Annotated in this window: 7 protein-coding genes and 1 tRNA gene; 7 read left to right on the forward strand and 1 reads right to left on the reverse strand. The window is 62.7% G+C overall.

Annotated elements, in window-relative coordinates:
* Nucleotides 1-74 precede the first annotated feature (74 nt).
* Entirely contained in the window at nucleotides 75-464 is a 390-nt protein-coding gene (locus NKJ46_RS22050) for a TIGR02300 family protein (protein WP_352667570.1), read from the forward strand.
* 162 nt (nucleotides 465-626) lie between these two features.
* Nucleotides 627-702, forward strand: a tRNA-Ala gene (locus tag NKJ46_RS22055).
* Nucleotides 703-935: 233 nt separating this feature from the next.
* On the opposite strand, the gene NKJ46_RS22060 is transcribed toward NKJ46_RS22055, so the two are convergent.
* Entirely contained in the window at nucleotides 936-1,226 is a 291-nt protein-coding gene (locus tag NKJ46_RS22060; protein WP_352667573.1) for a hypothetical protein, read from the reverse strand.
* Nucleotides 1,227-1,514: 288 nt separating this feature from the next.
* On the opposite strand from NKJ46_RS22060, the gene NKJ46_RS22065 reads away from it, so the two are divergent.
* The 5 genes from NKJ46_RS22065 to ampH all read left to right on the forward strand — a co-directional run bounded on the left by NKJ46_RS22065 (nucleotide 1,515) and on the right by ampH (nucleotide 13,486).
* Entirely contained in the window at nucleotides 1,515-7,226 is a 5,712-nt protein-coding gene (locus tag NKJ46_RS22065) for a HAMP domain-containing protein (protein ID WP_352667599.1), read from the forward strand.
* 52 nt (nucleotides 7,227-7,278) lie between these two features.
* Nucleotides 7,279-9,342, forward strand: a complete 2,064-nt coding sequence (locus NKJ46_RS22070; protein ID WP_352667575.1) for a PAS domain-containing hybrid sensor histidine kinase/response regulator — start codon at nucleotides 7,279-7,281, stop codon at nucleotides 9,340-9,342.
* Between the two features lie 56 nt (nucleotides 9,343-9,398).
* Nucleotides 9,399-10,286 (forward strand): alpha/beta fold hydrolase, encoded by an 888-nt coding sequence (locus NKJ46_RS22075; protein WP_352667577.1) that lies wholly within the window; start codon nucleotides 9,399-9,401, stop codon nucleotides 10,284-10,286.
* A gap of 199 nt (nucleotides 10,287-10,485) precedes the next feature.
* Nucleotides 10,486-11,985, forward strand: a complete 1,500-nt coding sequence (locus tag NKJ46_RS22080) for a helicase HerA domain-containing protein (protein WP_352667580.1) — start codon at nucleotides 10,486-10,488, stop codon at nucleotides 11,983-11,985.
* Between the two features lie 376 nt (nucleotides 11,986-12,361).
* Nucleotides 12,362-13,486 (forward strand): D-alanyl-D-alanine-carboxypeptidase/endopeptidase AmpH, encoded by a 1,125-nt coding sequence (ampH, locus tag NKJ46_RS22085; protein WP_352667583.1) that lies wholly within the window; start codon nucleotides 12,362-12,364, stop codon nucleotides 13,484-13,486.
* The last annotated feature ends 198 nt before the right edge of the window (nucleotides 13,487-13,684 follow it).

Raw genomic sequence — 13,684 nt, forward strand, 5'->3', positions numbered from 1 at the left:
GACGCCGGCTTTTCGCTTTGACAGCGCCGTAAACTCTGGTTAAGGGGACCAAACTTTCATCGACGAGGCTTGCTGTGGCAAAACCCGAACTTGGCACCAAACGCATCGACCCGGAGACGGGTCGAAAATTCTATGACTTGAACAAGGACCCGATCGTCTCGCCTTACACGGGCAAGAGCTATCCGCGCTCCTATTTCGAGGAAGGCAAGATCGCCGCCCTCGAGGAGGAAGAGGAAGTTGCCGAGAAGGAAGTGGACGCCGAAGAGGAAGAGGGCGTCGAGGTCGTTCCGCTCGAAGAGGCGGACGAGGACGCGAAGGCCGATGAGCTTCCCGATCTCGGCGACGACGAGGACGACGTCGACCTTGGCGATGATGAGGATGACACGTTCCTCGCCGACGAGGAGGAAGAAGACGACGACGTTGCCGATATGATCGGCGTCGGCGAAGACGACGACGAAGTCTGAGCGAACCGCATTCGCCGGCTTTCGCCGCGCCGCCTAGAAAAAGCGGTTCTTGAAGGCTTGATATTGACTGAAGGCGGGGTTAGAAGCCGCCTGCACTAACGGCGCGGTCTAGACCCGCGCCGGATCTCTTCGCCGGAAACGGCGCCGGCGAACTGCCGGAGTGGGGCCATAGCTCAGTTGGGAGAGCGCTTGAATGGCATTCAAGAGGTCGTCGGTTCGATTCCGATTGGCTCCACCAGTTCTCTCCGCGAAAATCGCAGAACGGCCGCCCGTACCGGGCTGGCCGCCGCCTATCGCGGAACCTAGCTGAGACATAAACAAGTATGATTGGCCGCCCGGCTTGGGCTCGCCGCTCCATTCAAAAGTAGTGAGCGCGCGCCCGGTCAGTGCATTTTTCCGGCCGCAGTTTGAACCGTGAGCACCGGGTCTCGACCAGGCAGCGGGCTGAAATGAGGACCGAGCAAAACTCCGTTACTTGTTGCAGTTCTGCATATCCGACGTCATAGCCCCGCTGGGGGTGTTGTTGTCGGCATCGTTGCCCGCCGTATCCTTGCAGCGGTCCTCCATGCCGTTTGCCTGCGGCGTGGCGTTCGTTGCGTTCGGATCGATCGTGTTCGGGGTAGTTGCGGTGTTGCCGCCGGAAGTGCCTGTGTTGACGCCGGTATTGCCATCGGTGCCACCGGTCCCGGAACCCATCGATTGTGCCATGGCAGATGTGGCCAGGCCGATAGCAAGTATGGATGCAGAGAGAATTTTCATCATCTTAGTGTCTCCATTGAGTTGCATCGCTCTATCGCGATCTATACCAACGACAGTTTTTTCGAGATGTTCCGTTGGGTAGAAATATTGATCGATACAATCACTATGGATCTTTGTTGCTCGTCGTTTCATGAATGCGGCTGCGAAATTCCTGCCGCATAGCGGCAATTTTCGTCTGGAACCAAATCGAGCATGCCGCGTTGTTGCGCTTGCGGGGAGTTGTGTCGGCCGCCGGGGACAGTTTCACCAGGACATTCAGGAAATCCGTGAGCTGGGAGGGGCGCTGTGAGCGTGCTTGCATCCACAAGGCAATTGGATCATCGTCAAATACTGAACGCGCTGAAGGCTTTTCGGAGCGGTGATTTCTCCGTTCGCATCGACAATGTCTATGCCGGCCTCGATTCCGAGATCGCCGATACCTTCAACGAAATCGTAGAACTCAACGACCAGGTCACGCGCGAGTTCGAACGCCTCAGCAAGGTCGTCGGCAAGGATGGCCGGATCGGCGAACGCGGCCGTGTCCGCAACGCCACCGGCAGCTGGGAATCGAGCGTCCGTTCCGTCAACGATCTGATCGAGGACATGGTTCAGCCGACGGCCGAAGTGGCGCGCGTCATCGGCGCGGTCGCCAAGGGCGACCTGTCGCAGACGATGATGGTCGAAATCGACGGCCGGCCGTTGCGCGGCGAATTCCTGCGCATCGGCAAGATCGTCAACACTATGGTCGGGCAACTGGCCTCCTTCGCCTCGGAGGTGACGCGCGTGGCGCGCGAGGTCGGCACCGAAGGCAAGCTCGGCGGCCAGGCCCGCGTGAAGGGTGTGGCCGGGACCTGGAAGGACCTGACCGACAACGTCAACGCGATGGCGACGAACCTGACCGGGCAGGTGCGCAACATCGCCGAGGTGACGACCGCCGTCGCTTCCGGCGACCTGTCGAAGAAGATCACCGTCGACGTGAAGGGCGAAATCCTCGAGCTCAAGAACACCATCAACACGATGGTCGACCAGCTCAATTCCTTCGCCTCGGAAGTGACGCGCGTGGCGCGCGAAGTCGGTACAGAAGGCAAGCTCGGCGGCCAGGCGCGCGTCGAAGGTGTCGGCGGCACCTGGAAGGACCTGACCGACAACGTGAACCTGATGGCCGAAAACCTGACCGGCCAGGTGCGCAACATCGCCGAGGTGACCACGGCCGTGGCGCTTGGCGACCTGTCGAAAAAAATCACGGTCGACGTCAAGGGCGAGATCCTCGAGCTGAAATCGACCATCAACACCATGGTCGACCAACTGAACTCATTTGCCGGCGAAGTGACGCGTGTCGCCCGCGAAGTCGGCACCGAGGGCAAGCTCGGCGGCCAGGCTCAGGTGCGCGGCGTTGCCGGCACCTGGAAGGACTTGACCGACAATGTCAATTCGATGGCCGAGAACCTGACCGGCCAGGTCCGCAACATCGCCGAGGTGACGACCGCCGTCGCTTCGGGCGATCTGTCGAAGAAGATCACCGTCGCCGTGCAGGGCGAAATCCTCGAGCTCAAGGACACCATCAACACGATGGTCGACCAGCTCAATTCCTTTGCCTCGGAGGTGACGCGCGTGGCGCGCGAGGTCGGCACCGAGGGCAAGCTCGGTGGCCAGGCCGAGGTGAAGGGCGTCGGCGGCACCTGGAAGGACCTGACCGACAACGTCAATCTGATGGCCGCCAACCTGACCGGCCAGGTCCGCAACATCGCCGAGGTGACGACCGCCGTTGCCCGCGGCGACCTGTCGAAGAAGATCACCGTCGACGTCAAGGGCGAAATCCTTGAGCTCAAGGATACCGTCAACACGATGGTCGACCAGCTCAATTCCTTCGCCTCGGAAGTGACGCGTGTGGCGCGTGAAGTGGGTTCGGAAGGCAAGCTCGGCGGCCAGGCGCATGTCGAGGGCGTCGGCGGCACCTGGAAGGACCTGACCGACAACGTCAACGCCATGGCGGGCAATCTGACCGTGCAGTTGCGCGACGTCTCCAAGGTGGCGACGGCAATTGCGACCGGCGACCTGACCCAGAAGATCACCGTCGATGCATTGGGCGAGATCCTGCAGATCAAGGACGTCATCAACACGATGGTCGACCAGCTGAATTCCTTCGCCTCCGAGGTGACGCGCGTGGCGCGCGAGGTCGGTTCGGACGGCAAGCTCGGCGGCCAGGCACAGGTGCGCGGCGTTGCCGGCACCTGGAAGGACCTGACCGACAACGTCAATGCGATGGCCGCCAACTTGACCGGGCAGGTGCGCAACATCGCCGAGGTGACGACTGCGGTGGCGCTGGGCGACCTGTCGAAGAAGATCACCGTCGATGTGCGCGGCGAGATCCTCGAGCTGAAGGACACCATCAATACGATGGTCGACCAGCTCAATTCCTTCGCCTCGGAGGTGACGCGCGTGGCGCGCGAGGTCGGCACCGAAGGCAAGCTCGGCGGCCAGGCGCAGGTGCGCGGCGTTGCCGGCACCTGGAAGGATCTGACCGACAATGTGAATTCGATGGCCGAGAACCTGACCGGCCAGGTCCGCAACATCGCCGAGGTGACTACGGCTGTGGCGCGCGGCGACCTGTCGAAGAAGATCACCGTCGACGTCAAGGGCGAGATCCTGGAGCTGAAATCGACCATCAACACCATGGTCGACCAGCTGAACTCCTTTGCCGGAGAAGTGACGCGTGTCGCCCGCGAGGTCGGCACCGAGGGCAAGCTCGGCGGCCAAGCACGGGTCGAGGGCGTCGCCGGCACCTGGAAGGACCTGACCGACAACGTCAACCTGATGGCGACGAACCTGACCAACCAGGTGCGCGGCATCGCCGATGTCGTGACCGCGGTCGCGCAAGGCAATCTCAAGCGCAAGCTGACGGTGGATGCCAAAGGCGAGATCGCCTCGCTCGCCGACACCATCAACGGCATGATCGAGACGCTCGCGACCTTCGCCGACCAGGTGACCAACGTCGCCCGCGAAGTGGGCATCGAAGGCAAGCTCGGCGGCCAGGCCCGGGTGCCCGGCGCGGCCGGCCTTTGGCGCGACCTGACCGACAACGTCAATCAGCTCGCCGCCAACCTGACCACCCAGGTGCGCGCCATCGCCGAGGTGTCGACGGCGGTGACCAAGGGCGATCTGACCCGCTCGATCAGCGTCCAGGCCTCCGGTGAGGTGGCAGCGCTGAAAGACAACATCAACGAGATGATCCGCAATTTGAAGGACCAGACGCTGAAGAATGCCGAGCAGGACTGGCTGAAGACCAATCTCGCCCGCTTCTCGCGCATGCTGCAGGGCGAGCGCGACCTGGCCACGGTCTCGCGTCTGATCATGTCCGAACTCGCCCCGCTGGTGAATGCGCAATATGGCGTGTTCTACGTGACCAACCGCGACGAGGATGAATTCTATCTGGAACTCGCCGCCTCCTATGGCGCCGAAAGCAAGGCGGAGATCAAGCAACGCCTCGATCTGCGCGAAGGCCTTGTCGGGCAAAGTGCCGCCGACAAGCGCGCCATCATGCTGGACAATGTGCCGCCGAATTTCCTGCGCGTCACCTCCGGCCTTGGCAATGCAGTGCCAGCCAACGTGATCATTCTTCCGGCTCTGTTCGAGGACGAGGTGAAGGCCGTCATCGAACTCGCCTCGTTCAGCGAATTCCGCGACACGCACCAGTCGTTCCTCAACCAGCTGATGGAATCCGTCGGCATCGTTCTCAACACCATCGCCGCCACGATGCGCACCGAAGGCCTGCTCAAGCAGTCGCAACTGCTGACCTCGGAATTGCAGGCGCGTCAGACCGAGCTGACCAAGAAGCAGGAGGAGCTGCACGCCACCAATGAGGAGCTGCAGGAAAAAGCGCAGTTGCTCGAGAACGAAAAGAAGCAGGTGGAGAACAAGAATCTCGAAATCGAGATGGCGCGCCGGGCGCTGGAGGAGAAGGCCGAGCAGTTGGCACTTACCTCGAAATACAAGTCGGAATTCCTCGCCAATATGAGCCACGAACTGCGCACGCCGCTGAACTCGCTGCTCATCCTTTCAAACCTGCTCGCAACCAACCAGCAAGGCAATCTCAACGACAAGCAGGTCGAGTTCGCGCGCACCATCAACTCGGCCGGCACCGACCTTTTGAGCCTCATCAACGACATCCTCGACCTGTCGAAGATCGAATCGGGCACCGTCTCGATCGACATCAACGACATGCCGGTGGTGCATCTTCGCCAGCATATGGAGCGAACCTTCCGGCAACTGGCGACCGACAAGGGACTTGGCTTCACCATCAATGTCGACCCCGAGCTTCCGGAGACCGTCCGCACCGATGAGAAGCGATTGCAGCAAATCGTGCTCAACCTTTTGTCGAACGCGTTCAAATTCACCTCGCAAGGCGAGGTCCGCTTGAATTTCCGGGCCGAAAAGACGGGCCGTCACAACGGTTCGGCGCAACCGATGGAGGCGCTTGCGATCGTGGTCAGCGATACCGGCATCGGTATTCCGCAGGACAAGCAGAAGCTGATCTTCGAGGCCTTCCAGCAGGCCGACGGCACCACTAGCCGCAAATATGGCGGCACCGGGCTTGGGCTCTCGATCAGCCGGGAGATTGCCCGGCTGCTCGGCGGCGAATTGCGGGTCGAGAGCACGCCGGGCAAGGGTTCGACGTTCACGCTGGTCATTCCATTCGACGGACCCCGGATGGCCTTGGCCCCGCAAGCGGTGTTGCTGCCGGCGATGGAAGTGGCCGCCACGACATCGCAGCCGAGCCCGCCGTCTTCCGAATTGCTCGATGACCGCGACACGATCTCGCCGGAAGATCGGGTTGTGCTGATCGTCGAGGACGACCCGACCTTCGGCGGTTTGCTGCTCGGCCTCGCGCGTTCGGCCGGGCTGAAAGGCGTCCTGTCGACCGCCGGCTCCGGCACGCTGGCTTTGGCCCGCAAGCTGGTTCCCGACGCGATCACGCTCGATCTCGGACTGTCGGATATCGACGGCTGGGTGTTGTTCGATCTGCTTCGCCATGACCCGAAAACCAAGGACATTCCCGTCCATGTCATCTCGGGCGCCGAAGACATCGAGGTGCTTGCCCGCAAGGGTGCCTCCAGCATTTCAACCAAGCCCGTGTCGTCGGACGAACTGATGAAGGTCTTCCAGGACATTCACTCCAGAAAGCTCCGCGTCCAGAGCCGCGTTCTGGTTGCCGATCCCGATCCCGAGCGCCGCCTTTCGCTGATCGACGCGATCCGCGACGGCGTCACCTCGGTTACGGCGATCGGCCGCGTCGCGGCGAATGCAGACGACATCGGCATCGCCAACTATGATGCCGTTGTGCTCGGCTTTGGCCGCTCGGCCAAGGACAACGCCCAGATGCTGGACGAGATTGCCGTCCTGTTCGGACAATCGGTGTCGCGGCTGCTGTTCTTTGCGCCTCATCCGGAAGCGCTGCAACAGTCGCTCGCCTTGCATCCGGCATTGGCGGATGTTCCGCGGGCGGAGAATTTCGCGCAGCTGGCTCTCCTGATGTCGGCAACGCTCCCCGGGCGAGGCCACGAAAACGATGGTGCGGCAGCCGAACAGCCGGACAAATTCGACCTCGCCGGCGCAAAGGTCCTCATCGTCGACGACGACATCCGCAACATCTATTCGCTCACCAGCGTTCTCGAAACCTATGACATCCAGGTGCTGCATGCGGAGCGCGGCCGGGAAGGTATCGCGCTTCTGGAACAGAGCCCGGACATCGATGCCGCACTGATCGATATCATGATGCCGGAGATGGATGGCTACGAGACGATGCGGCAGATCCGCGGCATGCCGGCGATCGCCCATATCCCGTTGATCTCGGTCACCGCCAAGGCAATGAAGGGCGATCGGCAGAAGTGCCTCGACGCCGGCGCCTCCGACTACATCGCCAAGCCTGTCGACCTCGATCTGCTGCTGGCATTGCTGCGTGTCTGGATCGGCCGCTCGCGATCCCGTGTCCATGGTCAGGAAAAGACGCTGATGGCAGTGAACTGACGGCCGCTCGATGCAGAAACTGTCGAGGCACGGAGCAAGAAAGCTGGAGGTCATGGCGCCGGCAGCGGGGCCGGCAAAGGCGCGCATCCTGGCCGTGGATGACGATGAACGCAATCTGCTGGCGATCGGCGAGGTTCTGGCCCCTATCGGTGATGTCGTCTGCGTGCAGTCGGGCGAAGAGGCGCTGCGCGCGCTGCTGAAGGAGGACTTCGCCGTCATCCTGCTGGATGTGCTGATGCCGCGGCTGGACGGCTACGAGACCGCGGGATTGATCCGCCAGCGCGAGCAATCCAGGCGAACGCCGATAATTTTTCTCACCGCCATCAACAAGGAAGACGCCCACATGCTGCGCGGCTATGACGCCGGCGCGGTGGATTACGTGTTCAAGCCCTTCGACCCGGCCATGCTGCGCTCCAAGGTCGCCGTGTTCGTCGAGCTTCATGAGAAGACGCTCGAAATCCAGCAAAAGGCGGCTGCCGAGCAACGGCTGCTGGCCCAGGCACTGCAGGCGCAGCAGGAAAAGCTCGAGGCCGAGCGAGCGCTGCGCAGCGCCCAGGAGCGGCAGCATGCCATTTTGAGCTCTCTTCCGGTCTGCTTCCACGCAAGGGCGGCGGAGCCGCCGTTCGGCGCCAGCTTTGTCACCGAAGGGGTCGAACGCCTGACCGGCTTTCCTGCCGAACGGCTGACCGCCGATCCAGACTTCGGCCTGAGCCGGGTTCATCCCGACGATCTGCCGAGGGTGAGGCAAGCCCTGCTCAACGCCAAGGCCGCCGGCTCCTACACCTGCGAATTCCGCTGGCAATGCGCCGACGGCAACTACCGGATTTTCCTCGACCAGGGCGTCCTGTCGAACGGCTCCGACGGCCAAAAGCCCGAGATCCTCGGCACGTTGCTGGATATTACCGAGCGGCGCGAGCTTGAGAACCAACTGCTGCAGTCGCAGCGCCTCGACGCGATCGGCAAGCTTACCGGCGGCCTGGCACATGATTTCAACAATCTGCTTGCCGCAATTCTCAGCGGATTGGGATTGCTCGAGCGCCACGCCGAGTTCGATGGACAGACCAGGCAGGTTCTGGAACTGACACGCCGGTCGGCAAAACAGGGCGCCGAGCTCGTCAACCGCATGCTTGCGTTCTCGCGTCGCCAGACACTGAGGCCGCAGGCCGTGCGCCTCGCCGCGCTCGGCGATACCATGAACGGATTGGTAGCCCCGGTCCTGGGCGGCCTGATCCGTTTCGATTGGCGTGTCGACGACACCGTGTGGCCGGCGCATGTCGATGCCAGCCAGCTGGAGCTCGCGCTGATGAACCTGGTCTTCAACGCACGCGATGCCATGCCGTCCGGCGGCACGATAATCGTGGAGGCGCAAAATCGAACGCTGGGCAGTGCAGCCGAGGATATTTCGGCGGGCGACTATGTCGTGGTCACCGTCAAGGACACGGGGTCGGGCATACCGGCTGACATTCTCGCCAAGGTCGTCGAACCGTTCTTCACCACAAAACCGGTCGGCAAAGGCACTGGCCTCGGTCTGAGCACGGTGCATGGTTTCGTCAAGCAATCGGGCGGCACGCTTCGCATTGAAAGCACCGTCGGCAGTGGAACATCCGTCCAGCTCTGGCTGCCGCGTTCAATCGAGCGCCCGGTCGAAATCGCCGACAAATCCGATGCCGACGACAGCGTCGTGAATGCCGGCGAGGACTATCCATCGGTCCTGCTGATCGACGACAGTAATGTACTGCGGGAACTGACGGCGCAATCGCTTCGCCAACACGGCTTTGCGGTGACCTGCGCCGGGGGCGGTGCGGAGGCGCTGGCGATGATCGAGCGGGCGCCATACGATTTCGATGTCATTGTCACCGATTTTGCCATGCCGCTCGTCTCGGGCCTCGAGGTCATTAGGTTCGCCCGCAATCTGCGGGCCGATTGGCCGGCGGTGATGATAACGGGATATGCCGACGCCGACGCCATAGCCGACCGGCCCCCCGACGTGCCGCTGCTCGGCAAACCGCTGCGCGAAAAGGACCTGATGGAGAGCATTCTTGCAGCCGCCCCGCGCGCCGGCTCGCAGAGGGCCAAGCAGGCCCAGCCGGTGACGAAGCGGACCATTGGAACCTGACGTACAGGTTGTCGTTGGATAGGTCGTTAGCTGCGTTAGGATCGGAGGAAAGACTGATGGCGACAGCGGACTGGCCTCTTCCTGAACGCTTCACCTTTCAAGGGAACTCGATCGCCTGGGGCGCGATGGGCGAGGGCTCACCCGCGGTATTGCTGCATGGCACGCCTTTCTCATCGTCGGCATGGCGTAGAATTGCGCCTTTGCTCGGCCAACAGAGGCGAATCTATTGCTTTGACATGCTCGGCTATGGTCGATCCGACAAACCCGACAGCGACGTGTCCCGTGGCATGCAGAACGAACTTTTCGCGGCCCTTTACGATCATTGGGGCCTGCGTAACCCCGATATCGTTGCGCATGATCTCGGCGGCTCAACAGCGTTGCGCGGTCATTTGCTCAACGGGCTCGACTACCGGTCGCTGGTTCTGATCGATCCGGTCGCAATCAGCCCGCAAGGCTCACCACTTGTTCAGGCCGCCAAGAAACACGAGACGGTCTTTTCCGGCCTCCCGCACTACATTCACGAAGCGATCCTGCGCGCCTACATCGGCGGCGCCGTAGCGAATGCGCTACGCGAGGAAGAGATGGCGCTTTACCTCGCGCCGTGGCTGGGAGCCGAAGGCCAAAAAGCCTTCTGGCGCCAGGTCGCTCAGATGGATGACAAATACTCGCAAGAGGTCGAGTGGCGATACGGTGAGATTCGTTGCCCCGTTGCCATCCTGTGGGGCGAGGACGACCAGTGGATTCCCATCGCCGACGGTCGCGAGCTCGCGCGCCGCATTTCGAGCGCTTCCTTCCACGTCGTGCCGAACGCGAAGCATCTTATGCAGGAGGACGCGCCGGAAGCGATCGTGGCGACAGTGCTTGGCTTCTGGCGAGACCTGGAGGAGCGGGCAAATGCCCGCAAAAAATCGGCTTCGGCCGCTCGATCTCCACCGCGTCAATGACCGCGTCGGGCGCCTCTATCCGGTAGCCGATGCGAAGGACAGGAATCCACTCCTTAGTGGCAGTCTTGAATCGAAACGGTACGTTTCGTATCGTTGACCTGGCAGCATCCAGCCTATGCGCAACACCGAGCGCCGGCCATGGCGCGCTCGACGGGCTGTGATGCGGTTGATAAGCCCTCTCCCCAAGGAGAGTCGAAGAATGACCGTTGCGATCGAGATGGGCCAGACGAGCGCAGGCGCCCCGGCGGCGCTGGATCTTGAGGAACTGCTGGCGACACGGCTTTTGGTGCAGGGCAATTCGGGCTCCGGCAAATCCCATCTGCTGCGTCGGCTCCTGGAGCAGAGCGCGCCCTGGGTGCAGCAGACCATCATCGATCCCGAAGGCGACTTCGTGACGCTGGGCGACCGGTTTGGTCATTTGGTGATCGATGCCGAGGAGCATACCGAGCGCGGCCTGCAGAGCGCCGGCGAGCGCGCGCGCGTCCATCGCGTCTCCACGGTGCTCAATCTCGAAGGGCTCGACGCCGAGAACCAGATGCGCCGCGCCGCCGCCTTCCTCGGCGGGCTGTTCGAGGTCGCCCGCGACCACTGGTACCCGATGCTGGTGGTAGTCGACGAGGCGCAGCTGTTCGCGCCGGCAGTAGCCGGCGAAGTTTCCGACGAGGCGCGCAAGCTCTCGCTCGGCGCCATGACCAATTTGATGTGCCGTGGCCGCAAACGCGGGCTGGCCGGCATCATCGCCACCCAGCGGCTGGCCAAGCTCGCCAAGAACGTCGCCGCCGAGGCTTCCAATTTCCTCATGGGCCGGACCTTTCTCGATATCGACATGGCGCGCGCCGCCGACCTTCTCGGCATGGAGCGGCGCCAGGCCGAGGCTTTTCGCGACCTCGAGCGCGGGCAGTTCATGGCGCTCGGCCCGGCGCTGTCGCGCCGTCCGCTCGGCTTGCGCATCGGCCCGACCGATACGAGTCCGCGCAACGCGACCCCGTGCCTGATGCCGCTGCCGGAGGCGGCGCTGGAGGATGCCCGCGCGATCATCCTGGCGGCCCCGCCGCCGGAAACCGTCCGGCCGCAGCGCCGCTCGTCGCCGGACCTGCTCGATCAGCTGATGGCGGCAAAATCGGCGGCGCTGGAAATCCGCCCCGAACCGGCGGAGCCGCCGATCAGCGCCGAGGATCTGGCGGAGCGGCGCGAGCGCGTCGACCGGGTGCTGCGCGCCGTGCTGGCGCAGCCCGATGCCGGCTTCCGCGTCATCGGCGTGCTCTATCAGGAGTTCGTGGTCCGCTGCCGCATCGAGGGCCTCGCCTCGGTCGTGCCGGACTTGGCCGAATTCCGCCGCATGCTGACCCGCGCCCGCGCCGGCCTCGGCTCCGACATGGCCGGCGACGACGCCTGGCAGGACGTCTCGGCGCGCGCCTCGCTGCTGCCGGAAGACATGCAGGGCGTCTTCATGATGATCGCCCGCGCCGCGAAGGAGGGCTGGCCCTGCCCGAGCGACGCGGCGATCGCCCGCGCCTACGGCTCGCACTCGCTACGCCGCGCCCGGCGGCTGCTGACCTATATCGAGGAGCAGGGGCTGATCGTGTGTCAGCTCGACGGGGTCGGCCGGCGGACGGTGACGCTGGTGGAACTGGCCTGGGCGACGGCGCCGGGGGATCCTAATGCGGGAGAGGTGGATCAGGGGAGTGCGGTGGGGTGAGGCGGCGGCCGAGCGCGGTCTTCATCATACGACGACGATTGGCGCGACGCAGAGCGCTATTGTAAGTTGTTCGACGCTACAGCACTCCCTCCTGCCGACGGCGCTTTACATATCTTCTAAATTACCAGCGGGTCGGTTTGCCAATGAAGAGATCAGCCCCGATCAACTGACGAAGACAAGAAATACGGCAGGACTGTAGGGCAAATATCCGCCGAACCTACGCTACCTCCGCCGATTACCCTTCGGTTCATTCTGTTGACATCTCCTGCTTCTGGAGAGATGTAAGATACTACGCGGCGGCCCTTTTTCCGAAGATTTTATTCTGCAGCTTTATCAAAGGATTTTGGCAATGCGTTTGTCTCGATCGCGCCGACTTATGGCCATCGCTTTGACGGCAATCGCAGCCGTTCCCTCTTATGGACATGCCGAGGACAAGCTGCTGACGGAAGCGGTGCAGTTCAACGGTACGATCCTGTATCTCTCTACCAAGGTGCCTGGCCTGATCTTCGGCGCCGTGCGCAACGGCGAGACGGCCTTGGCCGGTTTCGGCAAGATTGCCGACGGGAGTGAAAAAGTGCCCGACGGCGACACAATGTTCCGCATCGCGTCCGTGAGCAAAGTGTTCTGCGGCAGTGTGCTTTCCTCGCTGGCGATCGACGGCAAGGTACAGCTCACCGACCGGCTGCAGGATCGCCTTGGCTGGGACCTCACGCTCCCGGAGAAAGATGGCCGCGCCCTCCGCCTGATCGATCTCGTCGCGCAAGCTTCCGGCCTTCCGCGGGAGGTGCCAGTGGCCGAGGCGCCCCCCTCCGACCCCTTCTCTACGAACACCAAAGAGGCGCAGATTGCCGCCCTCAAGGACAATCCGCTGCTGTTCGCGCCGGGCACCGCCGTTCTCTATTCGAACTTCGGATACGACCTCCTCGGAGCGGCGCTCGCGAATGTCTCTGGAAAGCCTTATGCCGAGGTCCTTCGGGAGCGTGTCCTCGATCCCCTCGGCATGAAAGACACGGTTTTCAGCCCAAGACCGGAGGACGAGCCGCGCCTGATGCAGGGCCATGACTTCGACGGCAGCCCCATGCCAATCGTGCCGACGAGCACAGCCATGGAGTGCGCCGGTGGATTGTACTCGACGGCGGCCGACCTGCTGCGCTGGATGAACTGGCATGTCGACAACAAGCCTTCCGCGACCGACGCCGAGTTGCGCCTTTTGAACCACGCGGCTTTTTTGTACCGGGACGGGCTCGCGTCGGTGGTGGGGCTGGATGACGGCGGCCCGATGGACGCCATGGGTCTCGGATGGGTCATCATGCTCCCCAACGAGCATCGCCCGCTCATCCTCCAGAAGAGCGGCGGCCTGCAAGGGATGTTTCTCTATGTTGCGATTGCACCGACACGCGGCGTCGGCGCTTTCTTCGTCATGAACGAATTCAATGCCGCCGGCTTCATGGCTGGGGTCAAGACGACGAACGATCTCGTCGCAGAGATCGCTCCACGCTGATTTTCGCGCTGATCGGGAGGACGTGCGCGATGATTGACGCTATGGAGGGGCCTGACGGACGGCATATTTCCCGGCAAGGCAAGCGCGACATCGGCTATTTCCGGCCGACCGCTTAGTACTACTGCGTCATAAATTGCGAGCCTGACGCGGACTGTCCATTGCCCTTATGCAGCACGGACATCGTTGCAGACGGTTGGC

This window comes from Mesorhizobium sp. M0166, from assembly GCF_040322255.1.
Lineage (GTDB): Bacteria > Pseudomonadota > Alphaproteobacteria > Rhizobiales > Rhizobiaceae > Mesorhizobium.

Coding starts and splice junctions, on each gene's coding strand:
- NKJ46_RS22060 (WP_352667573.1), bottom strand. CDS start 1,226: ATGATGAAAATTCTCTCTGCATCCATACTTGCTATCGGCCTGGCCACA.
- NKJ46_RS22070 (WP_352667575.1), top strand. CDS start 7,279: ATGGCGCCGGCAGCGGGGCCGGCAAAGGCGCGCATCCTGGCCGTGGAT.
- NKJ46_RS22075 (WP_352667577.1), top strand. CDS start 9,399: ATGGCGACAGCGGACTGGCCTCTTCCTGAACGCTTCACCTTTCAAGGG.
- NKJ46_RS22080 (WP_352667580.1), top strand. CDS start 10,486: ATGACCGTTGCGATCGAGATGGGCCAGACGAGCGCAGGCGCCCCGGCG.
- ampH (WP_352667583.1), top strand. CDS start 12,362: ATGGCCATCGCTTTGACGGCAATCGCAGCCGTTCCCTCTTATGGACAT.